The sequence below is a fragment of the Janthinobacterium sp. SUN206 genome (assembly GCF_030587305.1).
In the GTDB taxonomy this organism is placed as follows: domain Bacteria; phylum Pseudomonadota; class Gammaproteobacteria; order Burkholderiales; family Burkholderiaceae_D; genus Janthinobacterium; species Janthinobacterium kumbetense.
The window spans coordinates 674,170-700,634 of sequence record NZ_JAPWIB010000002.1 but is presented as its reverse complement, the minus strand read 5'-3'; the positions used below and the strand labels follow the sequence as shown (position 1 = coordinate 700,634).

At 63.1% G+C, this 26,465-nt stretch carries 25 protein-coding genes; 14 read left to right on the top strand and 11 right to left on the bottom strand.

The features are described 5' to 3' along the window. Window positions 1–126 precede the first annotated feature (126 nt). Window positions 127–2,970 carry a pitrilysin family protein gene (locus tag O3300_RS16005; protein WP_305053491.1) on the top strand — a complete coding sequence of 948 codons (2,844 nt, stop codon included), beginning with the start codon at window positions 127–129 and terminating at the stop codon, window positions 2,968–2,970. Between the two features lie 216 nt (window positions 2,971–3,186). Here the strand turns inward: O3300_RS16005 and O3300_RS16000 are convergent, their stop codons facing one another. The 4 genes from O3300_RS16000 to O3300_RS15985 all read right to left on the bottom strand — a co-directional run bounded on the left by O3300_RS16000 (window position 3,187) and on the right by O3300_RS15985 (window position 5,433). Further along, the gene (locus O3300_RS16000; RefSeq protein WP_099668175.1) at window positions 3,187–3,825 is read right to left on the bottom strand and encodes an OmpA family protein; all 639 of its coding nucleotides are present in this window, start codon (window positions 3,823–3,825) and stop codon (window positions 3,187–3,189) included. Between the two features lie 214 nt (window positions 3,826–4,039). Next, window positions 4,040–4,186 carry a lmo0937 family membrane protein gene (locus O3300_RS15995; RefSeq protein ID WP_010396376.1) on the bottom strand — a complete coding sequence of 49 codons (147 nt, stop codon included), beginning with the start codon at window positions 4,184–4,186 and terminating at the stop codon, window positions 4,040–4,042. Between the two features lie 183 nt (window positions 4,187–4,369). Further along, window positions 4,370–4,612, bottom strand: a complete 243-nt coding sequence (locus O3300_RS15990; protein ID WP_099664894.1) for a hypothetical protein — start codon at window positions 4,610–4,612, stop codon at window positions 4,370–4,372. Between the two features lie 164 nt (window positions 4,613–4,776). Then, on the bottom strand, window positions 4,777–5,433 hold the full coding sequence (locus tag O3300_RS15985; RefSeq protein WP_251350780.1) for a glycine zipper 2TM domain-containing protein: 657 nt from the start codon (window positions 5,431–5,433) through the stop codon (window positions 4,777–4,779). 186 nt (window positions 5,434–5,619) lie between these two features. On the opposite strand from O3300_RS15985, the gene O3300_RS15980 reads away from it, so the two are divergent. After that, window positions 5,620–6,396 (top strand): Crp/Fnr family transcriptional regulator, encoded by a 777-nt coding sequence (locus O3300_RS15980; RefSeq protein WP_099664892.1) that lies wholly within the window; start codon window positions 5,620–5,622, stop codon window positions 6,394–6,396. A gap of 96 nt (window positions 6,397–6,492) precedes the next feature. On the opposite strand, the gene O3300_RS15975 is transcribed toward O3300_RS15980, so the two are convergent. Together O3300_RS15975 and O3300_RS15970 are read right to left on the bottom strand one after the other, a co-directional pair. Next, the gene (locus tag O3300_RS15975) at window positions 6,493–6,711 is read right to left on the bottom strand and encodes a glycine zipper 2TM domain-containing protein (protein WP_010396384.1); all 219 of its coding nucleotides are present in this window, start codon (window positions 6,709–6,711) and stop codon (window positions 6,493–6,495) included. 177 nt (window positions 6,712–6,888) lie between these two features. Beyond that, window positions 6,889–8,925, bottom strand: a complete 2,037-nt coding sequence (locus O3300_RS15970) for an AsmA family protein (RefSeq protein ID WP_305053490.1) — start codon at window positions 8,923–8,925, stop codon at window positions 6,889–6,891. 253 nt (window positions 8,926–9,178) lie between these two features. On the opposite strand from O3300_RS15970, the gene O3300_RS15965 reads away from it, so the two are divergent. From O3300_RS15965 to O3300_RS15930, 8 genes are all read left to right on the top strand, one after another. After that, a complete protein-coding gene (locus tag O3300_RS15965; RefSeq protein ID WP_099664890.1) occupies window positions 9,179–9,583 on the top strand; it encodes a DUF4398 domain-containing protein in 405 nt (134 codons plus the stop codon). A 25-nt stretch (window positions 9,584–9,608) separates the two neighbouring features. Then, entirely contained in the window at window positions 9,609–10,508 is a 900-nt protein-coding gene (locus tag O3300_RS15960) for an OmpA family protein (RefSeq protein WP_099664889.1), read from the top strand. A gap of 87 nt (window positions 10,509–10,595) precedes the next feature. Further along, window positions 10,596–11,132, top strand: a complete 537-nt coding sequence (locus O3300_RS15955) for a ferritin-like domain-containing protein (RefSeq protein ID WP_070224913.1) — start codon at window positions 10,596–10,598, stop codon at window positions 11,130–11,132. 58 nt (window positions 11,133–11,190) lie between these two features. Continuing rightward, window positions 11,191–11,493, top strand: a complete 303-nt coding sequence (locus tag O3300_RS15950; protein WP_035826246.1) for a YqjD family protein — start codon at window positions 11,191–11,193, stop codon at window positions 11,491–11,493. Window positions 11,494–11,511: 18 nt separating this feature from the next. After that, a complete protein-coding gene (locus O3300_RS15945) occupies window positions 11,512–11,898 on the top strand; it encodes a phage holin family protein (RefSeq protein ID WP_034758936.1) in 387 nt (128 codons plus the stop codon). A gap of 21 nt (window positions 11,899–11,919) precedes the next feature. Beyond that, a complete protein-coding gene (locus tag O3300_RS15940; protein ID WP_035826249.1) occupies window positions 11,920–12,258 on the top strand; it encodes a hypothetical protein in 339 nt (112 codons plus the stop codon). Between the two features lie 138 nt (window positions 12,259–12,396). Continuing rightward, complete coding sequence (locus O3300_RS15935) at window positions 12,397–13,365, top strand: IS1595 family transposase (RefSeq protein ID WP_099664888.1); 969 nt, start codon at window positions 12,397–12,399, stop codon at window positions 13,363–13,365. A 96-nt stretch (window positions 13,366–13,461) separates the two neighbouring features. Then, a complete protein-coding gene (locus tag O3300_RS15930) occupies window positions 13,462–14,616 on the top strand; it encodes a patatin-like phospholipase family protein (RefSeq protein WP_305053489.1) in 1,155 nt (384 codons plus the stop codon). A 28-nt stretch (window positions 14,617–14,644) separates the two neighbouring features. On the opposite strand, the gene O3300_RS15925 is transcribed toward O3300_RS15930, so the two are convergent. From O3300_RS15925 to O3300_RS15915, 3 genes are read right to left on the bottom strand one after another with little or no spacing between them, the layout of a single operon-like run. Then, window positions 14,645–14,947, bottom strand: a complete 303-nt coding sequence (locus O3300_RS15925; RefSeq protein ID WP_305053488.1) for a hypothetical protein — start codon at window positions 14,945–14,947, stop codon at window positions 14,645–14,647. A 44-nt stretch (window positions 14,948–14,991) separates the two neighbouring features. Continuing rightward, the gene (locus O3300_RS15920; protein ID WP_010396415.1) at window positions 14,992–15,144 is read right to left on the bottom strand and encodes a DUF3309 family protein; all 153 of its coding nucleotides are present in this window, start codon (window positions 15,142–15,144) and stop codon (window positions 14,992–14,994) included. Window positions 15,145–15,203: 59 nt separating this feature from the next. After that, complete coding sequence (locus tag O3300_RS15915; RefSeq protein ID WP_077401560.1) at window positions 15,204–15,656, bottom strand: glycine zipper 2TM domain-containing protein; 453 nt, start codon at window positions 15,654–15,656, stop codon at window positions 15,204–15,206. Between the two features lie 265 nt (window positions 15,657–15,921). Here O3300_RS15915 and O3300_RS15910 point away from each other — a divergent pair, with 265 nt between their 5' ends. From O3300_RS15910 to O3300_RS15900, 3 genes are all read left to right on the top strand, one after another. Continuing rightward, a complete protein-coding gene (locus O3300_RS15910; RefSeq protein ID WP_071078642.1) occupies window positions 15,922–16,476 on the top strand; it encodes a hypothetical protein in 555 nt (184 codons plus the stop codon). Window positions 16,477–16,558: 82 nt separating this feature from the next. After that, window positions 16,559–16,870 (top strand): BON domain-containing protein, encoded by a 312-nt coding sequence (locus O3300_RS15905; RefSeq protein WP_046682432.1) that lies wholly within the window; start codon window positions 16,559–16,561, stop codon window positions 16,868–16,870. A 72-nt stretch (window positions 16,871–16,942) separates the two neighbouring features. Beyond that, window positions 16,943–18,139 (top strand): AI-2E family transporter, encoded by a 1,197-nt coding sequence (locus tag O3300_RS15900; protein WP_369812293.1) that lies wholly within the window; start codon window positions 16,943–16,945, stop codon window positions 18,137–18,139. A gap of 60 nt (window positions 18,140–18,199) precedes the next feature. Here O3300_RS15900 and O3300_RS15895 read toward each other — a convergent pair whose 3' ends face one another. Together O3300_RS15895 and O3300_RS15890 are read right to left on the bottom strand one after the other, a co-directional pair. After that, on the bottom strand, window positions 18,200–19,147 hold the full coding sequence (locus O3300_RS15895) for a YihY/virulence factor BrkB family protein (protein ID WP_251350776.1): 948 nt from the start codon (window positions 19,145–19,147) through the stop codon (window positions 18,200–18,202). A gap of 70 nt (window positions 19,148–19,217) precedes the next feature. Then, complete coding sequence (locus O3300_RS15890; protein ID WP_099664883.1) at window positions 19,218–20,243, bottom strand: OmpA family protein; 1,026 nt, start codon at window positions 20,241–20,243, stop codon at window positions 19,218–19,220. A 471-nt stretch (window positions 20,244–20,714) separates the two neighbouring features. Between O3300_RS15890 and O3300_RS15885 the strand changes: the two genes are divergently transcribed. Further along, window positions 20,715–26,462 (top strand): alpha-2-macroglobulin, encoded by a 5,748-nt coding sequence (locus tag O3300_RS15885; RefSeq protein ID WP_305053487.1) that lies wholly within the window; start codon window positions 20,715–20,717, stop codon window positions 26,460–26,462. The last annotated feature ends 3 nt before the right edge of the window (window positions 26,463–26,465 follow it).

The window sequence follows — 26,465 nt, the reverse complement described above, 5'->3', positions numbered from 1 at the left end:
AATTGCGAGAGCAATGATTTCCCTGGGCGGCGAAGACGCAGCGCGGGTCCATGGCAATTCTTGCGTTTGCATTCCATGGCGCCGCTTGTGCGCTTGTCTAAAACGTAGTGTTACCAGGACTCTGCCTTGAAACCCATTACCGCCCTCCTGCTTGCCGCCGGCATCCTCTCGCCTTCGTTCATCCTTGCCGCCACCCCGGTGGAAGCGGCGCCGACCCAGAAAGCCGGCAAGGCTGCGCCCAGCCGCGCCGCCGTCAAAGTCACGTCCGTCGAAGGCATCACGGAATACCGCCTGGCCAACGGCTTGCGCGTGCTGCTGTTCCCCGACGCCAGCAAGCCCACTTTGACCACCAACATCGTCTACCTGGTCGGTTCGCGCCATGAAAACTATGGCGAAACGGGCATGGCCCACTTGCTCGAGCACTTGCTGTTCAAGCCCAGCGCCAATTTCGGCGTCAAGAAGGGCACGAAAACCCCGGTCGAGATCCTGAACTCGACGGGCGCCCAGTTCAACGGCACCACCTGGTACGACCGCACCAATTACTACGCCACCTTCCCCGCCAACGACGACAACCTGCGCCAGATGCTGGCCATGGAAGCGGACCGCATGGTGAACGCGGCCATCGACCAGAACGACCTGTGGAATCCGAAGACGCAGAAGGGCGAAATGACCGTCGTGCGCAACGAGTTCGAGATGGGCGAAAGCGACCCGATCGGCGTGACGAGCGAACGCATCCAGGCCGTCGCCTACGACTGGCACAACTATGGCAAATCGACCATCGGCGCCCGTTCCGACATCGAACAGGTGAATATTCCCCGCCTGCGCGCGTTTTACCATAAATATTATCAGCCGGATAACGCCGTGCTGATGGTGGCAGGCCGCTTCGACGAAGCCAAGGTCTTGAAGCAGATCAATGAGCTGTTCGGCAAGATCCCGAAACCGACGCGCGTGATCGAGCCGACCTACACGGCCGAACCCGTGCAGGATGGCGAGCGCGCCGTGACGGTGCGCCGCAGCGGCGGCACGCAGTTCGTCGGCGCCGGCTACCACGTGGCGCCGTCCGGCAACCCGGACGCCGTCGCCATCGAGGTGCTGGGCCACGTGCTGACGGACGCGCCGGCCGGCCGCCTGCACAAGGCGCTGGTGGAAACCAAGCTGGCCAGCAAGATCGAATACAACTCCGTGAGCAACCTGGAGCCCGGCTACAACCTGTTCGGCGCGCTGGTGCCCGTCGATGGCAACCTTGATGCGGCGCAAGCTGCCATGCTGAAAGTGCTGGAAGACTTGAAATCGCAGCCGGTCACGGACGCGGAAGTGGCGCGCGTGAAACAGCAGCTGAACAAGCAGATCGAACTGGCCACCTCGAACACGGCGAGCCTGACGATCGCCCTGACGGAATCGCTGGCGGCCGGCGACTGGCGTTTGTTCTTCCTGCAGCGCGACCAGCTCGACAAGCTGACGACGGCGCAAGTGCAGGCGGCGGCCGAGAAATACCTGAAGAGCTCGAACCGCACCCTGGGCCGCTTCATCCCGACCGATGCGCCGGACCGCACCGTCGTGCCGGCCTACGCCGACGTGGCGCCGCAACTGGCCGGTTACACGGGCCGCGCCGTCGTGGCGCAGGGCGAAGCGTTCGACCCCAGCCCCGACAATATCGAAGCGCGCACCACGCGCTTCACCTTGCCGAACGGCTTGAAGGGCGCCTTGCTGCCGAAGAAAACCAAGGGCAGCACGGTCAGCGTCGTGTTGAAACTGCGGATCGGCAGCGAAGAGAGCTTGCGCGGCAAGGGGCAAGTGGGCAGCTACACGGCGAATCTGTTGTCGCGCGGCACGGACAAACTGTCGCGCCAGGAAGTGAAGGACAAGTTCGACCAGCTGGGCATGCAGGTCGCCATCACGGGCGGCGCCGAGGGCGTCACCGCCATGCTGACAGGCAAGCGCGAAAACTTGCCTGCTGCCATGGACTTGCTGGCGCAAGTGCTGCAAAAGCCGGCCTTGAACGAAACGGAATTTCTGGAATTGCAGCGCGAGCGCGTCGGCCGCGCGGAGCAGGAATTGCCTGAACCGCAACCGCTGGCCGTGAACGCCTTCCGCCGCCTGCTCGACGCCACGCCGGAAGGCCATGTGCGCCATGTGGCCACCTTGCCGGCCGAGCTGGCGCAATGGAAAGCCATCCAGGTGGCCGACGTGAAAGCCTTCCATGGCGCCTTTTATGGCGCGTCGAACGCGACTTTCGCTGCCGTGGGCGACTTCGACCCGGCCGCGCTGAAGGCGCAAGTGGCCAGCCTGTACGGCAGCTGGAAGGCGCTGCAGCCGTATGTGCGCATTCTTGACACCGTCAAGCCCGTCAGCGGCGAGAAAGTCAAATTGGAAACGCCGGACAAGGCGAACAGCGTGCTGTTCGCCATCCAGCCTATCCCCCTCAAGGATGATGCCGCCAGCTATCCCGCCTTGCTGATCGCCAATCACATGCTCGGCGGCGGCGCCTTGCGCAGCCGCCTGGCCGACCGCATCCGCCAGAAGGAAGGCCTGTCGTACGGCGTCGGCTCGCAAGTGAGCATTCCGTCGCGCGAACCGGCCGGTTACTGGATGGCGTATGCCATCAGCGCGCCGCAAAACACGGTCAAGGTGGAAGCGGCCCTGCGCGAGGAAATCGCCAAGGTGCTGGCCGACGGTTTCACGCAAGACGAATTGACGGAAGCGAAAAAGGGCTGGCTGCAATCGGAAGAAGTGGAGCGCACGCAGGATGCGGGCCTGGCGCGCGAACTGGCCGGCTATCTGGCGCAAGACCGCACCATGGCGTACAACAAGGACCTGGAAGCCAAAGTGGCCGCCTTGACCCTGGCGCAGGTGAACCAGGGCTTGCGCGACTACCTGAAGCCTTCGGCCGTGTCGATCGTGACGGCGGGCGACTTCGCCAAGGTGGCGAAAGAGGGTGAAAGCGGCGCCAAGGCAACGACGTCGAAATAAGCTGCTTCAAAATAAGCTGCTTTAAATGGAAAAAAACCGTTGGCAAGTGACCTTGCCAGCGGGTTTTTTTACGATCTTGATTTTGATGTCAACATCCCGACACCGAACAAAACCGTAGCGAGCGGAAGGGAGAGGTGGCCGAGAAGCGCAACCGTACTAAAGTACGGTGAGCATCGCAAGCCGCCTATACCGACGCGCAGTAGGTTTGGTTCGGTGTTACCCCCGTGGAGCCATTTCGGCTACGTAGATTTCCACGCGGCGATTGCGTGCGCGTCCCGAGGCATCCGCATTCGAAGCGATCGGCTCGCGGGCGCCGCGGCCTTCCGTGACGACGCGGGTCGGCGAAACGCCGCGCATGGACAGGTAGTCGCGCGTGTGGGCCGCGCGTTCCACCGACAGCGGTTCATTGATGGAATCGCTGCCCGTGCTGTCCGTATGGCCGATGATGCTGACCGTCGTGTTCGGGTTTTCATTCAGGGTGGCGGCAAAGCGGTCGAGAATCGGGCGGAAGTTGCCCTTGATGTCGGCGCGGTTGGTGTCGAAGGAAATGTCGCTTGGAATTTCCATTTTCAGGCGGTTATCGGCCGTCTGCGACACTTGCACACCAGTACCCTGTGTCGCCTGTTCCATCGCGCGCTTCTGGTTTTCCATGCGGTTCGACCAGATATTGCCGACCACGGCGCCAGCTGCCGCACCCAGCAGGGCGCCGCCGGCCGTGCGGCCGCTGCTGCCGCCACCGGTGGTGCCGCCGATCAAGGCGCCCAGGCCCGCGCCGATGCCGGCGCCCGTGGCCGTGCCACGTTGCGTCGAGGACATGTCCGCGCAGCCGGTGGCGGCCAATGCGATCACCAGCATGCCGATCAGGGATTTGGCGCCAGGGCCTTTTTTGAATGTTTCTTTCATGGATTTTCTCCTTGTTTTGTTATGGGGACATACCCAGGACTACCCGTACACGTTACTGCAAAACGACGCCGCTTGCCAGTGCGCGCACACCGTGCGAAAAATACGGCAAAAGGCGACGCCCGTTTGCACGCGCGCCGCTCTTGTCAGACCTGGCTAAGGGCCTGGGCTATAAACCGCGCCCGCTGATCAGGCGCAGCAGCACCATGATCACGGCGACCACCAGCAGGATGTGAATGAAGCCGCCAATGGTATAGGAAGTTACCAGGCCCAGCAGCCAAAGAATGATGAGTACGACGGCGATTGTATACAGCATGATGTGTCCTCCGAGAGTAATGTGTGGATGACGGCGACTGCCGTGGCCTTGCAGGCGCTGGCGCGTGGTGCCGTCATCGGTTCTTGTCATTGCGCGGCGACCGGGTCGCTGAACGCTGATGCCATGACTAAGTGTCTACTTTGTTTCCCTTGCGTTCTGTACGCTGTCGTACACAAGGCTCAACTATCGGGGGCGGTCCGCGTGTTCATCGGCCATGCCCGGCACCCACGCCAGCATGCCGGCCATGCCGACTGCGCCAGCCAGGCAGCTGACCATGCCGCCCGTGAGCAGCAGCATGACGCCGAATACGGGGCTGCCCGCCGGCGGCGCCAGGTCCAGCGCGCAAAAGCCCAGTGCGGTGGCCAGCAGGCCGCCGCCAATAAAGCCCAGCCAGATCCTGTTGCTGCCTGTCTTGTCGTCTTCCATGGCGTCTCCTTTGACATTCCGTTGAACTTTCCTGAATGCATCATCTCGCGGGACTGCAAGCTCATCTGTACGCCAGCGAACATTGCTAAAAAGAAAACGCCCGGACAAGCCGGGCGTGTGTTTAATTTACAACTAATCGCGGCAGCGGCGCCGCCGCGGTTCGCTTAGCCCATGGCGCGCAAGCCGCCGTTGACGACGCGCACGCGGTCGCCCTGGCGCCAGTTCGGCGCGGCGCTCTGGTGCACGGTGCGCGTCTTGCCGTTATCGAGGCGCACGACGATGTTGTAGCTGCGCGTGGCGCGCACGCTGCCTTCGATCTGGTTGCCGGCCACGGCGCCGCCGACGGCGCCCAGCACGGTGGCCAATTGCCTGCCGTGGCCGCCGCCCACCTGGTTGCCCAGCAAGCCGCCGACGACGGCGCCGCCGGCCGCACCCACGCCGCTGCCTTCGGCGCGCGTATTGACTTCATGGATGGCTTCGATCACGCCGCAATTGGCGCATACCTGCGGCGCCGGGGCAGCCGCGTATTGCGGCTGTGGCTGCGGCTGGCGCACGGGTTGCTGCTGTGGTTGCTGTGGCTGCTGCTGCGGTGGCAGGGCGGCCAGCGGCAAGGCGCCGGCAGGCTGCAGGTTCGCTGGCGGCTGGTTCGCCTGCAGGTTGGCCATTTGCTCGGCCGAGGTGCTGGCCGCCAGCGGCTGGGTGTCGCCCTGGGAGGAGGGCAGCCAGCCCATCAGGGCAGCCGTGCCCACGCCGCAAAACAGCAGGACGGCGACGGCGGCGGCAAGCACCAGCGGATGGAGGGATTTGGTGGTGGTAGTCATGGAAGGCTCCTTGGTTTTTTTAAAATAGTAAAAAGGGTAGTGCGTGTTTTGCGTGTTATGTGCGTCTGTTGCCAGTGTGCTGTGCCGCTTGCTCCGCTTCCGTGCGTCACCGTACATACAGGGCCGGTACTGCACCGTAGGCTAGGTAAAAATTATGTCGAGTTGTAACGACACCGAGGAAAAGCAATGCCACCAACGACTGCCAGCATGACCCTGCCCCGCGATGCAGGCCGATCCGGCCTGGGTTCGCCCGTGGGTGCGCCAGACGCCGGCAACCGCTTGCTGGCCAGCCTGCCCGAGCACGACTTGCGGCACCTGACGGCGCTGTTCGACACCGTCACGGTCGAGGTGGGCGAGGTGTTGTACGAACCGGGCCAGCCTATCGGTCACATCTATTTCCCCGGCGATTGCCTGATCTCGCTGCTGGCCGTGGCGGAAGGGCGGATGACCTTGGAAGTGGGCTCCGTCGGCCGCGAAGGCGTGCTGGGCGCGTCCGTCGCGCTCGGTCATGACCTGGCGCAAGTACGTGCCGTGGTGCAACGTTCCGGTACGGCCAGCCGCATCGCGCGCGCGGAGTTCTGCGCCGAGTTCGCCCAGCTCGAATCCCTGCAGCGTTTGCTGTACCGCTACACGGACACCTTGCTGGCGCAAGCCATCCAGATTGCCGTGTGCAGCCGCTTCCACGTGCTCGAGGCGCGCCTGGCCCGTTCGCTGCTGATCACGCGCGACCGCCTGCAGTCGGAAAAATTTCACCTTACGCATGAATTCCTTGCCCACACCCTGGGCGTGCGGCGGGTCGGCGTGACCAAGGCGGCCAGCGCGCTGCAACAGCAAAAACTCATCACCTACAGCCGCGGCAATATCGAGATCCTCGATTCGGCGGGCCTGGAAGCCGTTTCCTGCCGCTGCTACGAGCTGGTCAAGGATAGCGGCGCCATCGGCATGGCCAACGTCTTCGTCTAATTTCCTCAGAATAACTTTTCAATTTCGTCAACGGAAGCCGGACGCAAAAAAGCGGGGCGGGCGCCTGGGCACCCACCCCGCTTTTTTGATCAACGATTACTTCGGCTTGACCTGGTTGCCGATCACGCCGCCGACGGCGGCGCCGCCGACTGCGCCGACAGCGCTGCCGCCCGTCAGCACGGAGCCGGCAACGGCGCCGATGCCGGCGCCGATGGCCGTGTTCTTATCCTGGCCGGACATGTTGGCGCAAGCCGTCAGGCTCAGCAGCAGGGCGGCAACGGAAGTGGTGGCGGCGATTTTTTTAATGATTTGCATGATAGTTCTCCTATGAATTCGGACCTCGTGGCGCCGGCATGGTATGGGCCGGTGGGACTTCGTATCGCCACGTCTTGGGTGTTTCAGGCACGATCACAGAATAGATTTGCGGCAAGGCAGGGTCTGTTCGGCAACGCACATAGGGGTGTAACAATTGTAAAAGCACACACGCCGCGCTTAACGTGCCTTGCGCACGGGCTTGCCCGGCTTGGGCGCCACCGGTTTCACGCGCGCCTGGGCCAGCAAGGCCGCGCATTCGCTATCCTCGACGGGGCCGGTGTTGACCAGCGGCAGCAGCGCCGCCACGGGCGCCACCACGGCCAGCGCCAGTGCGCCGCCGGCGCGCAGGGCCAGCACGCCCTTGTCGACGCTCACGTCGGGTTTGCTGAAGGTGCCATGCACATACAGGGGCGAGCGCAGCGAAAAGATGCGCAAGCCCTTGCTGTCCGGCCGCAGGGTGAGGTCCAGCCGTTCATCGGCCAGGTTCACCGTGCCATCGATATGCAGGATGGCGTCATCCGTGTCGACGATGAACTGGCGCGTGCGCATCAGCCCCTTGGTGACGGCGAAGTCGGCCGCCATGCAGTTCAGCTTGACCTGCTTGTCGCCTGCCAGCTTGGCCAGCACGACGCTGCCGATATTCAAGCCCATTTCTTCCAATAACAGCTTGCTGATGCTGCCCCGGTTGATCAGCGCGCGCACTTCGCCGTTCGAGCTGCCCAGCAGGGTGGCGACGGAATTGCCCGTGGCCGACAGCGACGCATCGCCATTGATTTCGCCCACGCTCGCTTGCAGGGCCGGCAGGCGGGGGAACAGTTGCTGGATGTGCAGATGGCGGGCGCTGGCCTTGAGTTCGGCCGCGATGCCGTTGGCGATGACCTTGCCGCTGCCGTCGAGCTTGATCTGCGACGTCAGGGTGCCGCCGGCCACGTTGAAGTTGAGCGGCGTCAAGGACAGCACGCCGTCCGTCAGCACCACATGCGTGTCGAGCTTGCTGATTGGCAATTCGGCATCGCGCGTGATCTTCTCGGCCGTGTAGCGCACGTCGGCGTCCAGGCTGGTCCAGCGCTCCGTCTTGAAGGTTTCCACCGGCAAGACCCGGCCGGCCGGCTGCGTCGACGGCACGCCCCGTTCCTTCTTGCTGGCGCTGGAATCGGCGCCCACCAGCGGACCCAGGTCGGAAAATTGCAGCAGGCGCGAGTGGACTTCGCCCGTCAGGCGCTTGCGCGGCGTGCTGGCGGAAAAGGCCAGCTTGCCGTTGATGTCGCTGGACCCCACCTTGCCGCTGAACTGGTCGTACACCCATTCGCCGCCGCGCGGCGCCAGGGTGCCCGTCAAATGGCCTTCCGTGCTGAAGTGCGGCGTTTCCGGCAGCAGCACGCCCGTCAACGGATACAGGCGCGCCATGCTGGGTCCGGATAGCTTCAGGCGCACGTCGAGCGCGGCCAAGTCCGTCGGGCGGGTCAGTGTGCCTTCGATGGCCACGCTGCTGCCGCTGGCGCGCATGTCGGCCTGGATGGGGAAGGGCGTGCCTTGCCGCTGCAGCGACAGCACGCCGCCCGCCTTGCCGCCGCCCTTGACGGTTTCGCCGCGGTAGGTGCCGGACAGTGTCCAGGCGATGCCGTAGCGCGCATCGTCCGCGATGGTGTCGACATCGGCGCGCATCGCCGTCTTGCTGACGCCATCGTCCAGGGTCACGCTGCCCTTGCTGAAGACCACGCTTTGCAATTCCAGCTGCCATGGCGATGGCTGGTCCTGCTTGTCGAAGGTCCAGTTGTTCTTGCCATCCTTGCTGCGCAGCAAGCGCACCTGCGGCGTGTCGAAGCGCAATTGCGGGATGATGATTTTCTTGTCCAGCAGGGCCAGCGGATTGAGCGAGAACGCCAGCTGGCTCACGGTGGCCAGTTGCCTCTGCTCACCCGTGTCCGCCATGGCGCTCGGGTTGCCCAGGCGCACGTCCTTTGCCTGCAGGTGCGGCCAGGGCAGATAGTCGCGCCAGGTTTTTGGCCCCGCAGTGGCTGGCTGCTGCCACGTCAGCACCAGGTCGCCCTCGATGGCAAACGGCCGCCCCAGCGCATCGCTGGCGCGCGCATTGAGCCAGGGCTTGGCGCGGTTCCAATCCATGTTCAGCAGGACGACGGCGGCCGTGACGGGCAGGGCGATCAGCACGGCGGTACTGGCGAGGGCGATTTTTTGACGGCGGGAGAGCGGCATGAGCTGATTCTTTCTGGACAAGTAGTCACGATGCTACAGGAATCGCTCCAAAGCCGGGCCTGTTTCAGGTTTTGCTGGCGGACACGTGCGCTGGCGCACGTTGCCCATGCAAGTATTGTCGATTTCCTACCCTATGTGCGGCACCGAACGGATATGCGGGGATGCGGGGCCTATAACGTCATACATCAAACGCAGTTCCTGATTCGTTCCATGTATGACTTATATCGTTACCTCACTCTCCAGGAGAAGAAAAATGACAAACCGAGATTCCATCAAAACCCCCTTGACCGCCCTTGCTGCCTGCATCAGCGCCGTCGTCCTGATGACGGGCTGTTCCAGCCTGAAAACGCCCGCCACGGCCGATGTCGCCGTGTCGCGCGCCGCCGTCGATAACGCCGCCAGCGCCGGCGCCGCCGACCTGGCTCCCGATGAAATGCGTTCGGCCCGCGAAAAAATGCGCATGGCTAACCAGGCCTTGAAAGACCGCGACTACAAGACGGCGCGCGACCTGGCCGACCAGGCGCAAGCGGACGCCAAGCTGGCGCAAAGCAAGGCCAACTCGGCCAAGGCGACATCGGCCGCCGATGAAATCAACGAAAACATCCGCGTCATGCGCGAAGAGCTCGACCGTGCCAATCAGCAAGCCCCAAAACAATAAGCAACAACAATAACAGGACTCCATCATGAAAAAAGCCACCTACACCACCATTCCCGGCCTGCTGGCCATGGCCGCCCTGGTTGCCGCCTGCAGCTCCGCACCGACCACCACCAGCCTGCTCGACCAGACGCGCGGCGACTACATGGCGGCGCAATCGAATCCGATCGTGTCGACCTATGCGCCACGCGAATTCCGTGAAGCGAGCGCAGCCCTGGAAGCGGCAAACGCGGCCGCCACGCGCCAGGAAGATAGCGAAAAGGTCGACAAGCTGGCTTACCTGGCCAAGCAAAAGATAGCCACGGCGCAAGAAGTTGCCAAGCAAAAGGCGGCGGAAGCCGATATCGCCAACGCCGGTAAGCAGCGCGACCAGTTGCGCCTCGATGCGCGCACGCAGCAGGCTGACCAGGCCACGGCCCGCGCCCAGTCGGCGCAAGCGGATGCGGAAGCGGCCAAGGCCCAGGCGCAAGCGGCCGAAGCATCGGCCCGCGATGCGCAAGCGCGCGCCGCCGGTCTGGAAGCGCAGCTGGCCGACCTGGCCGCCAAGAAAACCGAGCGCGGCATGGTCATCACCCTGGGCGACGTGCTGTTTGGCACGGACAAGGCGAACCTGACGGCCGATGGCGCGAATACGGCGCGCAAGCTGGCCGACGTGCTGAAAAACAACCCGCAGCGCACCGTGCTGATCGAAGGCTTTACGGATAGCACGGGCGGTTCCGCGCACAACCTGGAATTGTCGCAACGCCGCGCCGAGTCCGTGCGCAATGCGCTGCTGGAGCAAGGCATCAGCCGCGACCGCATCGCCACGAAAGGCTATGGCGCCGCTTACCCGGCCGCCGGCAACGATACGGCGGCGAACCGCCAGCTGAATCGCCGGGTGGAAATTGTCCTGTCTGAGGACAACACGGCCATTCCCGCCCGCCGTTAAGCCGCGCTGACTGGCGCGGCAATAAAAAGGCAGCACCGGCCGAATGTTGGCCGGTGGATACCCATGCAAGACTTGAAAGGAAACATCATGACCCAAACATCTGTTGAGATTCCAGCTGGCATCGATACGGCCGCCATCCGCGCCGCCGCGAAAAACCTGGACGACGGCGCCGTGACGGCCGGCTACCAGGGCGACCGCCAGGAGTTGATCACCCTGTTGAATGGGGCGCTGGCCACCGAATTGGTGTGTATTGCGCGCTATAAACGCCATTACTACACCGTGAGCGGACGCGACAACGGCACCATCAAGGCCGAGTTCCTGGAACATGCGCAGCAGGAACAGGAACACGCCGACTGGCTGGCCGAGCGCATCGTGCAATTGAATGGCAAGCCAGATTTTAATCCTGCAACATTGCTTGCGCGTAGCCATGCCGAGTATGATGACTCCGAAGACGTGCAAAGCATGGTGCGTGCCAATCTGATCGCGGAACGGGTGGCGATCGAGTCGTATCGCCAGATGATCGTGAAAATCGGCGACAAAGACCCGACCACACGCCATTTGTTGATCAAAATCATGGCTGTCGAGGAAGAGCACGCCGATGATATGCGCGATCTAATGGAATAGTGTTTTTGAGTAAAGTAGGTATAGTAACTACATTCATCCACAGCTAAGGAGCTAAACCATGTTGGAAAACAATATCACCACCGTCAATAACGATGTCAAAACCCTGGTCAAGGATGCCCAGGCCCTGTTCAGCGCTGCTGCCGCCCTGACCGGCGAAAAAGCCGACGAAGTGCGCGTCAAGGGCATGAAAACCCTGGATGCCGCGCTGGCCAAGGCGCATGAAGCGCAAGCATCGGCCATCGTTGCCACCAAGCAGATGGCTGCCCAGGCAGACGGTTATGTCAAGGAAAACCCATGGCGTACCGTGGCCGTCGCCGCTGGCGTCGGCGTGCTGGTTGGCTTCATCCTGGGCCGCAAGTAATCCACTGTCAGGAGCGATATGGACAAGTCTGCTTCGTCTCACCAGGGGCCGGGATTGATCGGCTCGGTCGCCGGCCTGGCCAAAAACGCCGTCGGACTGATGTTGTCGCGGCTGGAACTGGCCACCATCGAACTGTCGGAAGTGCGCAATCACATGCTGCAGCTGATTGTCATTTTCGCGTTGGCGACCGTGGCGGGCTTGTTTGCCATTGCTTACGGCAGCGTGCTGATCGTCTTCCTGGCCTGGGATAGCCTGGGCTGGAAGATCCTGGCGATCATGACGGTCGTGTTCGTACTGCTGGCGATCGCCCTGGTCATGTATGCGCGCGCCATGTTGCGTCAAGGAAAGCTGTCCATGCCGGCCACCATGGCGGAATTGAAGGCCGACCGCGACATGCTGATGTAAGCGGCCTTACGAGGAGAATTCATGTCGGAAAACGACAAACTGGCGGCGCAAGCCGCCCGCAAGCGCCTGCTGATCGCCCAGGGTGAAATGTACCGCGTGGGCATCGTGCATGCGCGCGCCAACGTGGGCTACGCATTGCGTCCCGAATCGATGCTGCAGGGCGTGGTCGAAACGGCCGTCGGCTTTGCCGGCCACCGCGTCGAGTCCCTGCTGGCGCCGGGCGGCATGCGTTTGCAAGGCGCCATGCCTTACGTGCTGACGGCGCTGTCCTTTATCGGACGCAAGAAGCTGGTCAAGCCGGCCCTGGTCCTCGTGGCCGTGGCCGCCGTTGCCGCCAGCTGGCTGCGCCGCAAGCGCTGAACGCCAGCCGTGTTGCACAGGAACGCCGTCATCGACGGCGTTTTTTTTGGCTCTGTCCTCGGCAAGTAGGGGAAATGCCGGAATCTTCCGTTGGCTGCGCTGTCTGACTCTGCATATTCACCACGCAGGGAGCAGATCATGCAGCCAGCCGACTGGATCAGCTTTATCGCACAGTTTGCTTACCTGAACCGGCGCCAGCGGCAGGCAGGCATAACCTTGCTGCGTGGCAACGCGCCACATGACGCGACCGTCGCGCTGCTGGAAAGCGTGGCGCAGCCGCGCTTGGCCTGTCCCGCCTGCCACTCGCATCAGCTGCACCGGCATGGCCATGCGCATGGCTTGCAGCGCTACCGTTGTGTACCGTGCGGGCGCACTTTCAATGCCTTGACGGGCACGCCGCTGTCCCGCTTGCGCCATAAATCGTTGTGGATCGCCTATGCCGATTGCCTGCTCGATTCCAGGTCGGTACGCCAGGCCGCTCAGCAGTTGGGACTGCACCGCAACACCACGTTTCGCTGGCGCCACCGTTTTCTCCGCGTCGCCAGGACGGATCGGCCGCATGGCCTGCATGGCATTGCCGAGGCAGACGAGTTATATGTGCTGGAATCGGAAAAAGGATCCAGGCAGATGACGCGTCCGGCCCGCCGCCGGGGCGGCCATGCCCGCCAGCGCGGTATTTCCGGTGAGCAGGTCTGTATCCTGGTGGCGCGCGACCGTACAGGCCAGACCCTCGATTTCGTCACAGGCAAAGGGGCGTTGACGAAGGCACAGCTGCACCGCTGTTTGTTGCCCGTCATCGATAAGGATGTCCTGCTGGTAACGGATGGCCATGCCGCCTACCGGGCGTTTGCCAGGGAAGCGGGCATCAGCCACCAGGCCGTCAACTTGCGCGCCGGCATCCGTGTGCAGGGCGCCGCGCATGTGCAGAACGTCAATGCGTATCACAGCCGTCTGCGGGACTGGCTGCGGCCCTTTCGCGGCGTGGCGACGCGCTACCTGCCGAATTACCTGGGCTGGCGCTGGATACTCGACGCCAGGCGCATCCGCTCACCAGAAACGTTATTGAAAGCAACGCTGGGAGCATTCCCACATTTGACGGTGACATAGCCTTTTTTTTGCCCGTACCCAACGTCCGGCACGTGCCGGCGCAATCCCTTACAATGATTCACGCCGCACCCGCGCGGCGGACAGAGGGCCATCTCGATGACGAATTCAAAGACACCGATCAATCAGTTAAATCCCTCGCGCCTGCGCATCGTGCTGGTGCTGCAAGGCGGCGGCGCACTGGGCGCCTACCAGGCTGGCGTCTACCACGCGCTGCACGAACATGGCCTGGCGCCCGACTGGGTGGTGGGCACCTCGATCGGCGCCATCAATGCCGCCATTCTTGCCGGCAACAAGCACGAAGACCGGCTCGTGCGCTTGAAACAGTTCTGGCAGCGCGTGGCGCACCGCGACAGCATCGACATGAACCTGGTATCGGACCAGCAGCGCCGCTCGAACATCTGGCTGGCCACGCTCGATACGGTGCTGCGGGGCGTGCCCGGCTTCTTCAAGCCGCGTTCGTTCAGCATGTTTCCGGCAGGAATCGCCGTCAAGCCGGAAGAGGCCAGCTTCTATGACACCAGCGAACTGGCCAGCACCCTCGAGGATCTGGTCGATTTCGATTACCTGAACCAGCCCGGCGGCATGCGCCTGACGGTCAACGCCCTGCGGGTCAAATGCGGCAGCCTCACCAGTTTCGACAGCCAGCAGCAGCCCCTGACGGCGGACCATATCCGCGCCAGCGGCGCCTTGCCGCCCGGCTTTGCCGGCGTGCGCGTCGATGGCGACTTATATTGGGATGGCGGCCTGTACTCGAACACGCCGCTGGAAACCGTGCTCGACGACACGCCCCACGTGGACACCCTCGTCTTCATGGTCGACCTGTGGAGCTCGGAAGGACCGGAACCGACCACCCTCGACGAAGTGCAGACGCGGCAAAAGGATGTCACCTTCGCGTCGCGCTCGAAGCGGCATATCGCCGATTATGTCAATACGCATACCTTGCAGCGCAAATTGCGCGAACTGTACGCCGGGTTGCCCGACACCAAGCACAACCGCCAGCAGACGGAAGAGCTGGTCGCGCTGGGCTGCGACAGCACCATGCACATCGTGCGCCTGCCGTACGCGGGGCGCGACTGGCACATGGCGGCCAAGGACATCAATTTTTCCAAGGGCTCCATCGAGTGGCGCTGGGAGCAGGGCTACCAGGATGGCTTGCGCGCGATCAAGGCGGCCGGCTGGCTCGCCTTTGTCACGGAAGATACGCCGCTCGTGGTGCACGAACTGCCGCCCTACGAGCGCGACGCCGCCTGATCAGGCCGAGTCGCAAGAGTACGCTTCACTACTGCGGATGGGCCGCTTCGCGCAGTTTTTCCGCGTTCGCCATGTCTTGCCGGTAAGTGTCTTGCGCCTCCTTCAGGCAGGTGGCGCGCGCGGCGGACGGTTCCGAGCGGCAGGCTTTCTTGGCTTCGGCCAGGGCGGCGGCGATTTCCTTGCGCAGGGTGCGCAGCTGGGCTTGCGCCGTGCTGTCTTCCTGGTACCAGCGTTGCGGGTCGCCCGGCTGCGGCGCGGCTGTCTGGGCCAGTGCCAGCGGTGTCAGGCTGCAGGCGAACAGGGTAGCCAACAGTGTGTTGTGGATAGTCATGATATTTCCTCCTTGAAATAAAAAAGGCGCCGTAGCGCCTTTTTTTACAACCTGCCCGTCAGTAATAGCAGGATCAGTATCACTACGACGAGGCCGGCGATGCCGCTGGGGCCGTAACCCCAGTTGCGGCTATGCGGCCAGGTAGGCAGGACGCCGACCAGGGCCAGGATCAAGATGATCAGAATGATGGTGCCCATGGTATCTCCTAGTTGGTGCATGGTCCGGCGCAGGCTTGCGGGCAAGCCTGGCCAGCGGATTAATAGCGGTAGACGCGGCCGTCAACGATGCGCACGCGATTGCCTGGGCGCAAGTCATTCGCGTTGTCCTGCACCACGGTGCGGTATTCGCCGTTATCGAGGCGCACGCTGATCTGGTAGCCCTGCGCTTGCTGCCTGCGGCCTTCCACCTGGTTGCCCACGACGCCGCCGGCGACGGCGCCCGCCACGGTGGCGGCCGTGCGTCCGCCGCCCGAGCCGATGGTGTTGCCCAGCAGGGCGCCCGCGATGCCGCCCACGACGGCGCCGGCGCCGCTGGTCTGTCCGCCGCCCTGCACGAGCTGGATGGAATCGACGGTGCCGTACATGGCGGACTCAGGCTGGTTGGCTGGATAGTATGGTTGTTGTGACTGGTAAGACGGGCCGGTGGCGCAACCGCTCAGTACGGCGGTGGCGGCGAGCATCAGTGCAGCCATGGTGGCGTTGGTTTTCATTTTATTCTCCTGACGAGGTGAGGGTGTAGTGCCATCTTAGTCATGCCCCCGTCCCCGGTCTGTACGCTGCCGCACGTACTTATTTCGTGTCGAAATGGTATTTTTTACCACGGCGATCCCGCAAAACGTTGTTATTTCTCCCTGTCTGCCTCCCGCTTTCAAAATAAATTACTTGTGTACGGCAGCGTACAGAAGAGAGGCGGCGATCCACGTAAAACGGTAGTCATGCCAGGCAGACATGCTTGCTACCACCAGGGAGAAATAGATGAACAAGAATAAGCTTTTCACCGCCATCGTCGTCAGCCTGGCGTGCGCCGCCTGGGGCGGCCAGGCAGTGGCTGCCACGCCGGAAGCGAAAGCAGCGTACAAGGCGGCCAACGAGCAGGCGGGCCTCAATTACAAGCTGGCGCATGCGGAATGCGAAAAAATCACGGGCAACCCGAAGGATGTCTGCATCGCCGAAGCGAAGGCCGTGCGCGCCTACGATGAAGCCGTGGCCCAGGCGCAATACACGAATACCCTGCGTGCCTACACCAAGGCGCGCATCAAGATTGCCGATGCCAACTACGACGTCGACCTGGCGCGCTGCAATGCGCTGACGGGCAACGACAAGGATGTCTGCGTCAAGCTGGCCAAGTCCACCAAGGTGGCGGCCCTGGCCGACGCCAAGGCGGACAAGAAAGTGATCGAAGCGCGCAGCGATGCGCGCGAAGCAAAAAGAAAAGCCGAGTACAAGGTCGCGACAGAAAAATGCGATGCATTAGCCGGCGCAGCCAAGGATGACTGTATCAAGGCTGCAAAAACCCAGTTCGGCTACTGAGCTCCCTCCGGCGCGCAGTCACCAGACTGGTATAAGAAGCTCATTGTGAGCACATTGATTGACCACTCCTAAGGAAACCACCATGAAATTCACTAAATCTATCGCTACTGGCCTTTTCGTCGCTTCCCTGTTCGCCGTTGCAGGCTGCGCTTCGACCCCGACCAAGGAAGGCACGGGCGAGTACATCGACGACGCGGCCATCACCACCAAGGTGAAAGCCAGCATCTTCAACGAGCCTACCCTGAAATCGACGGAAATCAACGTTGAAACCTTCAAGGGCGTGGTTCAGCTGAGCGGCTTCGTGGCCCAGCCGTCGGATGCCGCCAAAGCAGGCGAAGTCGCCCGCGGCGTCAAGGGCGTGAAGTCGGTGAAAAACGACATCCGCGTCAAGTAATGGCCTGACCTGCCGCAGCGGCCCGCCCCACGGCTGGCCCTGCGGCCCACCACCGACCGTCGTGGGAATCGCATGCATATCCAGCCTACAGATACCCCGCCCGAGCCGGTGGCGGCCGCCTCCACCGAGCCTGCCGGGCCACCTCCCGGCGCGCCCGTGGAGAATCCGGACGCATCCCTGCGTTTGCCGCTGCATGTCAATGCGCGCGGCATGGCGCTGGGCATCATCGCCACCGTCAGCTTCATTTATGCGCTGCAGTGGGCACAGAAATTCCTCATTCCCGTCATTTTCGGCATTTTCATTGCCTATACCCTCAATCCCGTCGTCGCCTGGCTGGAAAAGCTGCGCCTGCCGCGCGCCATCGCCGCCACCGCCGTGACGGCCCTGATCCTGTTCGGCTCCATCGTCGTCGTCGAGCGCGTGCAGGGCGAATTCGAATCCATCGTGGAAGAGTTGCCGGCCGCCACGCATAAACTGTCGCGTCTGATCGCCGCCAATACGGGCGGCAAGAACAGCACCTTCCAGAAGATGCAGGCCGTGGCCAATGAAATCGAGCAAGTGGCCGCCGGCGCCGAGGCGCGCCGCAACAACCGCCGCGCCGCCGCGGCCGAGGCGCCCAACTTCAAGATCATGGACTGGGTCTGGGCCGGCTCGCTGGGCCTGGTGGGCTTCCTCAGCCAGGCCACCATGGTCATCTTCCTCGTGTTTTTCCTGCTGCTGTCGGGCGATACCTTCAAGCGCAAGCTCGTCAAGCTGACGGGGCCGTCGCTGAGCCGCAAGAAAGTCACCGTGCACATCCTGGAAGACATCAATACCTCGATCCAGAACTATATGTTCATGCTGCTCGTCACGAATGGCTTGCTGGCCGTCCTGATGTGGATCGCCCTGCGCGTGATCGGCCTGGAAAACGCGGGCGCCTGGGCCATCGTGGCCGGCTTGCTGCACATCATGCCGTATTTCGGCCCCTTGCTCATCACCATCGCCACGGGCCTGGTGGCCTTTTTGCAGTTCGAATCGCTGGAAATGGTCTTGCTGGTAACGGGCACGTCGATGGCGATTGCCACCCTGGTGGGCACCTTTGTCACTACCTGGATGACGGGGCGCATCGCCCGCATGAATCCCACGGCTGTGTTCATCAGCCTGCTGTTCTGGGGCTGGCTGTGGGGCGTCTGGGGCCTGCTGCTGGGCGTGCCCATCATCGTCATCGTGAAGGTCGTGGCCGAGCGCGTGCAGGGCATGGAAGTGGTGGCCGAGCTGCTGGGCGAATAGCTTGCGGTAACTCAAGAAAAACGGCGCCCGCGGGCGCCGTTTTGACTTGCCGCAGCCGGCTCAGGATTGGTGGCGTTTCAATATCTTGACTTGCACGTCGCCATCGTCCGTCTTCGGCATATCCTTCATGCTGCCCAGCTGCAGGGCGAACTGGCGCGTGAATTCGGCACCCAGGAAGAAGATTTGCGCCGAGTAATACACCCACAACAGCAGGGCCACGAGCGAACCGGCCGCGCCATAGCTGCTGGCCACGCCGCTATTGCCGATATACACGCCAATTGCATATTTCCCCAAGGAAAACATGAAAGCCGTGCCCACGGCGCCGATCACCACGTCGCGCCAGGACAGGCGCACGCGCGGCAGCATTTTATAGATGACGGCAAACAGGCTGGCGATGACGGCAAAGCCGATCAGGTTCGACAGGATGGTAAACAGCACGGCCGTGTCTTTCCACACGCCTTCCCAGAAATTGGCGAGGATGGCCATGGCTGCATTGACCACCAGCGACACCATCAGCAGGAAGGCCAGCACCAGCACCAGGCCGAAGGACAGCAGGCGCGTGCGCAGCATGTCCCAGGCGCCCGCTTCCTTCAGCGGCGGCACTTGCCAGATTTCATCCAGGCTGGCTTTCAGTTCGGCAAACACGCTGGTGGCGCCAAACAGCAGCAGGGCGCTGGCGATGAGGGTGGCGATGCGGCCCTGCTCATGATTCTTCGCGCCGGCCAGCACCAGCTGGATGGCTTCGGCGCCCTGCGTGCCCAGTAAGCCCTGCAATTGCCCCATCAGCTCGCCGCGCGCGGCGGCCGGACCATAGAAAAAGCCGGCGATGGCGATCACCAGCACGAGGATGGGGGCGATGGAAAACAGGGTGTAATAGGCGAGGGCGGCGCCCTTGCTCGAGGCGCGGTGTTCCAGCCATTCGGTGACGGAACAGACGATGACGCTGCGCATCTGCTTGCTGAGCGGCGCCAGGCCGGCCAGTCTGGGATAGCGGGGGGAAATATTCATGATGGCTTTCAATGCAAAAAAGGGGCGCGAGCCCCTTTTTCTATTCACGAGTGGCGTACCACTGTTGAGCTTACTGCACGCGGCGTTCGATGGTGATCTGTTCCACTTCAACGCGGCGGTTTGGTTCCAGGCACTTGATCAGGTCGGCACGTTTCTTGTTATCGCAGGTGACGACAGGATTGGTGGAGCCCTTGCCTTCGGCCGTCAGGCGGTTGGCGGCGACACCGTGAGCGACCAGGTATTCCTTGACTGCATCAGCGCGCTGCTGCGACAGTTTCAGGTTGTACTTGGGCGAACCGATGCGGTCGGCATAACCGCTGATGACGACGTTGTTGACGTCCGGCGCTGCGTTCAGCACGCGGGCGATTTCGTCGAGCTTGGTCTGTGTCGGACCCAGCTTGGCGCTGTCGAACGCGAACAGTTCCGTTGCCGCCATCGTCACTTTTTCAAAGCGTGGCGGCGGTGGTGGCGGCGGTGGCGGCACGACCACGACGACTTCTTCACGCACTGGCGGCGGTGGCGGTGGTGGCGGCGGTGCAGGCGGTTTGTCGAACGCGTAGTTCAGGCCCACGGTGACATAGTAATTGTTGGACTTGCTGCTCGGGTCGAAGGTGTTGCCGCGCAGGAAGCCGTGCACATTGCGCACGTCAGCCTGGACGGACAACTGATCCGTGATGCTGGACTGGAAACCCAGACCCACGCTGGCGTATGGCGAGCTCTTGCTGCGTTCACCGAAGGCGGAGCTGGTGTCCTTGTCGCGCTGCATGCCGGCACCGACCAGCAGGAAGGGACGGAAGGCTTTGCGCGAGAACATGTACAGGCCGTCTACGCCCAGCGTATTTTGCTGGTAGCGCTGACCGCCATCCTTGGAGCGGGCATACGTGGTGCCCAGCTGGATATCCCAGTCCGGCGAAACGGGTTTACCGAAACGCAAGCCCGCGCCATAGCCGGTTTTATCCGTGGCGAAGTCGGAATCTGGTTTGAGTGCGTTGATGCTAGGTTGAATGTACCAGGAGGGATTGATTTCCTGGGCCTGTGCGCCGAGGGCGGAGCACAGTACTGCGGCGGCGACGGCGATTTTTTTTAGATTATTCACAAGTAACTCCCAACGTTGATAAGAGATTTTCTCTACTGCATCAATGCGACAACTGCCAGACATGCTATTGCTAGAGGTAGACAACAATTCCAGGTGCGCTTTCTTGCGATAAATGCACTGCTGTTGGACTAGAGAATACGGTTGCAGGTTCAAGTGGTCGGTGCGTTGGCGCACAAAGCATTGTTGTATATCAATGGTGTTGCAGATTCACGACAAAGACTTCGGTGTTGAAAAAAACTAATTCGCCTCGGGAAACTTTTGCAATCACGGCCACTTCCTGGCGCCGCGACCAGAGGCAATCGTACGACTTGTTACCAGCGTGCCACTGTATATTAGCAACAATGATGAGCTTGATAACTAATATTACATTGATGTTGTATTCCTGCCGCGTTCTGTTGCCTTGCCGGGCTTCTTTCAGGCAACTTTTACGCGCCGCAGCCAGCTCCGCCACTTTTCATCAAGGAGTCACCCGTGCCTGATCACCCCCGTGTTGTTTCTTCCCCGCTGTCTGGCAAACTGGGTCCGCTATGTCTGCTGGGTCTGCTGCTGTCGCCGGGTCTGGCCATGCCGGCCTGGGCCGATAGCGGCGTGTCCCTGTTTTCGCCCAGCGGCACGGTCAAGGCCGTGCGCCAGGTGCGGGCCCAGTTCGCCACGCCGATGGTGCCGTTCGGCGACATGGGCTTGCCCGCGCCGTTCGCCATCGATTGCGGCAAGGCCGAGCCTGCCGTCGTGGCGGGCGCGGGACGCTGGGCCGACGAGCGCAACTGGAACTACGATTTCGAGCGCGACTTGCCGGCCGGCGTGGCGTGCAGCTTCACCTTGAAAGCGGGGTTGAAGGACGTGGCGGGCCAGGCCTTGCAGGGCACTGGCGCTTACCGCTTTTCCACGGGCGGGCCGGCCATCGTCGAGGCCGTACCATATGACGGCCAGCCGTATATCGATGAAAACCAGGTCTTCGTGCTGGGCCTGGACGCCGCGCCGAACGAGGCCAGCGTGGCCGCCAACGCGTATTGCCGCGCCGATGGCATCAATGAAAAGATTCCCGTGCGCTTGCTCAAAGGCAAGGAACTGGAGCAGGTATTGACCCTGCGCAAGAGTTTTCTCGACCGTTACCTGACCGTGTACTTCAAGAAGCGGGGCACGCTGTGGAAGGTGGGCATGCCCGTCGCCAGCAAGGGCGCGCCGCCGCTGCCCGTCACCGTGCTGCAATGCAAGCGCAGCTTCCCCGCCAACACCAAGGTGTCGCTCGTGTGGGGCGAGGGCATTGCCAGCGCCAGCGGCATCGCCACGGACAAGGCGCAAACCCTGCAGTTCAAGACGCGGCCCGACTTCACGGCCAAGTTCAGCTGCGAGCGCAGCAATCCGAAGGAGCAGTGCATTCCCTTCCTGCCCATGCGCGTGCAGTTTTCCGCGCCCGTGAGCGCGGCGCAGGTGCGCGCCATGACCCTGAAGGGCGGCGGCAAGACGTATGCGCCGACGATTTCAAAAGACGAGGAAAAGGCGGAATTCCTGTACGGCGCCACCTTCAACGGTCCGTTTCCCGTGCAAGCCAGCTTCGTGCTGAATTTGCCGCCGAAATTGACGGATGACGCGGGCCGCGCCTTGCTCAACCGCGCGCGCTTCCCCATGACGGTGCGCACGGGCGAACAGCCGCCGCTGCTCAAATTCCCGGCCCCGTTCGGCATCATCGAAGCGAAGGGCGACGGCTTGCTGCCCGTGACGGTGCGCAATATCGAGCCCGTGCTGTCTGGCAAGGAAATCGCCCAGCCAGCCGCCGCCACGGGCGCCACCTTGCGCGTGCCCGACAATGACGACAAGTTCATCATCGAGTGGATGCAGCGCCTAGCCGGCAATGGCGACGGGGGCGAATACTGGCAGCCGTACGCCCAATATGCGGGCAACATGAGCAAATCCGTGTTGGCGGACGCGGCCGGTACGCGCCCCATCAGCCTGCCGCGCCCCGATGGCAAGAAAACCTTTGAAGTGATCGGCATCCCGTTGCAGAAGCCGGGCTTTTACGTGGTGGAGCTGGCCAGCCCCATCCTGGGCAAAGTGCTGCTGGGCAAACCGACGACGGCCTACATCCGCACGGCCGCGCTGGTGACCAACCTGGCGGCCCACTTCAAGCATGGCGCGCAATCGTCGCTCGTGTGGGTGACGTCGCTGGACAAGGGCGCGCCTGTTGCTAAAGCGCAAGTGGCCGTGCGCGACTGCGCCGGCAAGCTGCTGTGGCAAGGCGCCACGGGTGCGGACGGCGTGGCGCACATCCCCGGCGAGCTGGCCAATTCCAGCTGCAAGAACAATGGCCGCTACTTTATCAGTGCGCGCAGCGGCGGCGACATGACGTTCACCCTGTCGGACTGGGTGGGCGGCATCGAAGCCTGGCGCTTCAATTTGCCCACGGACGACACGCGCGCCGACAACACCCTGCTGGCCACGGTATTCGACCGCACCTTGCTGCGCGCCGGCGAAACCGTGCACATGAAGCATTTCATCCGCAAGCACACGGGCGAAGGCATGAGCCTGGTCGACAAGAACAATGGCCCCGGCAGCGCGACGTCCATCGTCATCACGCACCAGGGCAGCGACCAGAACTACCAGTTGCCCCTGCGCTGGTCTGCCGGCGGCACGGCGGAAAGCGACTGGCTCATTCCCGCCGACGCCAAGCAGGGCGAGTACAGCGTGACGATGGCGGGCCGTCCTTCCGGCAGTTTCCGCGTAGAAGCGTTCCGCGTGCCGACCATGAAAGCCGTGCTGCAGGGACCGAAAGCCCCCGCCGTGCAGGCGAAGCAGCTGGCCCTGGATGCGCAAATCACGTATCTGGCCGGCGGCGCCGCCACGAATGCGCCCGTCAAGCTGCGCACGGTGCTGCAAGACAAGAGCGTGACGTTTGCCGACTATCCCGATTACAGCTTCAGCAATGGCGACGTGAAGGAAGGCCTGGTGAAACAGGGCACGGGCTACGACGACGATGAGGGCGAATGGCAGGACGAAGGCCATGGCGCAGCCGGCGCCGGCGCGGCGGCCGCGCGCACGCAAAGCTTGACCCTGGACAAGGCGGGCGGCGCGCGCATCGTCATCGACCAGCTGCCGCAGCTGTCCACGCCGCGCGACCTGGTGGCGGAAATGGCCTTCCAGGATGCGAATGGCGAGACGGCCTCGGTGGCTGCGCGGGTGCCGCTGTGGCCGTCCAACTATGTGATCGGTATCAAGCCCGACGCCTGGGCCCTGAGCAAGGATGCGTTCAAGTTCACGGTGGCCGTGCTGGGCACCAATGGCAAGCCCGTGGCGAACGCCCCGGTCGCCGTGGACTTCTTCCAGCGCAACAGCTATTCGCACCGCCGGCGCCTGATCGGCGGCTTCTACGCGTATGAAAACAGCAGCGAAGTGGTCAAGCTGGGCCCCGCGTGCTCGGGCAAGACGGACAGCAAAGGTTTGCTGATCTGTGACGTGAAGGCACCCGCCAGCGGCAATCTGATACTGCGCGCCCGCACGCAGGACAGTGCCGGCAATGCGGCCGTCGCCAACCGCGAAACCTGGGTGGCCGGCAGCGGCGACTGGTGGTTCAACGCCAGCGACAATGACCGCATCGATGTGTTGCCTGAAAAGAAACGCTATGAGCCGGGCCAGGAAGCGAGCTTGCAGGTACGCATGCCCTTCCGCTCGGGCACGGCCCTGATCACGGTCGAGCGCGAAGGTATCCTCGACACCTATGTGCGCCAGCTCAATGGCCGGGAACCGGTGGTGGCTATCCCGGTCAAACCGAACTACGCGCCGAATGTGTATGTATCCGTGTTTGTCGTGCGGGGCAGGGTCGACGGCGTGCAGCCGACGGCCCTGGTCGACCTGGGCAAGCCGGCTTACAAGATGGGCATCGCACCGCTGAACGTGGGGTGGCAGGCGCATGAACTGAACGTGATGGTGGTGTCCGACAAGGAGGTGTACAAGACGCGCGACAAGGCGGAGGTGTCCGTGCGCGTGCGCCGCGCCGACGGTAAAGCCTTGCCGGCCGGCGCGGAAGTGGCGCTGGCGGCCGTCGACACGGGGCTGCTGGAATTGATGCCCAACGATAGCTGGAAGTTGCTCGATACCATGATGGCGCAGCGCAGCTTGCAGGTGGAAACGGCGACGGCGCAGATGCAGGTGATTGGCAAGCGCCACTTCGGCCGCAAGGCCTTCCCGGCCGGCGGTGGTGGCGGCAAGGGCGCCAGCCGCGAATTGTTCGACACCCTGCTGTTCTGGAAGGGCACCGTCAAGCTCGACGCCAAGGGCGAAGCGACGGTACAAGTGCCGCTCAACGATTCGCTGACGGGCTTCCGCATCGTCGCCATCGCCAGTGCCGGCAAGGAATTGTTTGGCACGGGCAGCACGGACATCCGCAGCTCGCAAGACTTGATCCTGCTGTCGGGCTTGCCGACCCTCGTGCGCGAAGGCGACCAGTTGCGCGCCGGCTTTACGGTGCGCAACACTTCGGCCGCATCCTTGAGCGTGGACCTCAACGCCACGGCGGCCGGCAAGGCCTTGCCGCGCCAGAGTGTGACCCTGGCGGCGGGCGAGGCGCGCGAAGTGGGCTGGGATTATCAGGTGCCGCTCGGTGCGCAAACGGTCGTGTGGGAGATCGGCGCGAAGGCGGGTAGCCATACGGATAAACTGAAAATCACGCAAAAAGTGGGCCAGGCCACGCCCGTGCGCACCTATCAAGCCACCTTGCAGCAGATCGACAAGCCCGTCAATATGTCCGTGCAAATGCCGGCCGGCGCCTTGCCGGGCCGGGGCGGCATCCAGACGAGCTTTGTCGCCAAACTGGGCGGCGAGCTGCCCGGCGTGCGCGAGTACATGGCAGCGTATCCGTACACCTGCTTCGAGCAAAACACGTCGAAAGCCATCGCCCTGCAAGACCAGGAGGCGTGGAACAAGCTGGCCGCCAGCCTGCCTGCCTACCTGGACAGTGATGGCATGCTGAAATATTTCCCCATCATGGAGCAGGGCAGCGACAGCTTGACGGCGTATGTACTGTCGGCAACGAGGGAGGCGGGCTATGCGATTCCCGAACAGACGAAGAACCGCATGGAAGAAGCCTTGACGGCCTTCGTGCAGGGCCGCATCGTGCGCCGTTCCGCGCTGGACACGACCGACCTGGCCGTGCGCAAGCTGGCCGCGCTGGAAGCGCTGTCGCGTTCCAACAAGGTGCCGCCCGACGCCCTGGAGAGCATCAGCATCAACCCGAACCTGTGGCCGACGTCCGCCGTCATCGACTGGAGCTTGTTGCTGCAACGCACGCCAAGCCTGGCGCGCCGCGATGCATTGCTGGCCGAGGCGCAGCAGATCCTGCGTTCGCGCCTGAACTTCCAGGGCACGACCATGGGCTTTTCCACCGAGCGCAAGGATAACTGGTGGTGGCTGATGGTGTCCGGCGACGTCAATGCCAACCGCCTGCTGCTGGCCGTGCTGGACAATCCCGCGTGGAAAGACGACATCGGCCGCCTCGTGCGCGGCAGCATGGGACGCCAGAAGAAGGGTCGCTGGGATACGACGGTGGCCAACGCCTGGGGCACCCTGGCGATTGCCAAGTTCTCGGCCAAATTCGAATCCACCCCCGTGACGGGCGCCAGCGCCGTCAAGCTGGGCGGCGATACGCAAGCGCTCGTGTGGAATGGCGCGGCGAAAGTGGGCCCCGTGCTGCAAGCGTGGCCGAAGGGTACGGACACCCTGGGCCTGGCGCACAGCGGCACGGGCAAGCCGTGGGCCACCGTGCAAAGCCTGGCCGCCATCCCGCTCAAGGCGCCCGTGTCCAGCGGCTACACGATCAAGAAAACCATTACGCCAGTGGAACAGAAGACAGCGGGCGCCTGGTCGCGCGGCGATGTCTACCGCGTGCGCCTGGATCTGTCCGCGCAGGCGGACATGAGCTGGGTGGTGGTCGACGACCCGATCCCCGCCAGCGCCACGGTGCTGGGCAATGGCCTGGGCCGCGATTCGCAGCTGCTGACGGCCGGCGAAAAATCCACGGGCTGGGTCTGGCCCACGTTCGAGGAGCGGGCCTTCGACGCCTTCCGCGCCTATTACGCCTTCGTGCCGAAGGGTAACTGGAGCGTGGAATACACGGTGCGCCTGAACAATGCCGGGGATTTCAGCCTGCCCGCCACGCGCATCGAAGCGATGTATTCGCCGGAAATGTTTGGCGAGTCGCCGAACGCGAATGTGAAGGTGGGACAGTGAAGA